Source organism: Flavobacterium ginsenosidimutans, assembly GCF_003254625.1.
In the GTDB taxonomy this organism is placed as follows: Bacteria; Bacteroidota; Bacteroidia; order Flavobacteriales; family Flavobacteriaceae; genus Flavobacterium; species Flavobacterium ginsenosidimutans.
Genome location: NZ_QJRJ01000031.1, coordinates 1 through 521, shown reverse-complemented (window position 1 = coordinate 521; position 521 = coordinate 1). Strand labels below are relative to the sequence as shown.

Here is a 521-nt window from a genome sequence, read left to right as displayed (position 1 = left end):
CTGATCGTTACAGCCAATCTCACTGAACTTTCACAGCCTGTAGCTGCATCAGCTAAAGCTGCATAATAGGTGCCGCTTGTTAATGCTGTTGCTGCTGGAATTGCTGTTCCGCCTGTTGAAGCGCTGTACCATACAACATTTGCTTCATTTGTCTGAATGCTCGCAAAAGTTGGTGCATTTACAAGACAGAAATCCTGTGTTGTGTCTGTAGTGGTTGGTGTTGCAGGATCTGTAACGGTAACGGTAACTGCAAGCCTCACTGAGCTTTCACAGCCTGTAGCTGCATCAGCTAATGCTGCATAATAAGTGCCGCTTGTTAAAGCTGTTGCCGCTGGAATTGCTGTTCCGCCTGTTGAAGCGCTATACCATACCACATTGGCTTCATTTGTCTGAATGCTCGCAAATGTCGGTGCATTTACCAGACAGAAATCCTGTGTTGTATCTGTAGTAGTCGGTGTTGCAGGATCTGTAACTGTAATTACTACAGCCAATCTTACTGCGCTTTCACATCCTGTAGCTGC

1 protein-coding gene is annotated in these 521 nt (G+C 46.1%); it reads right to left on the bottom strand.

Annotated elements, in window-relative coordinates; all coding sequences use genetic code 11:
* A partial coding sequence (locus DM444_RS00150) for an Ig-like domain-containing protein (protein ID WP_455423256.1) occupies positions 1 to 521 on the bottom strand: 521 nt, incomplete at both ends.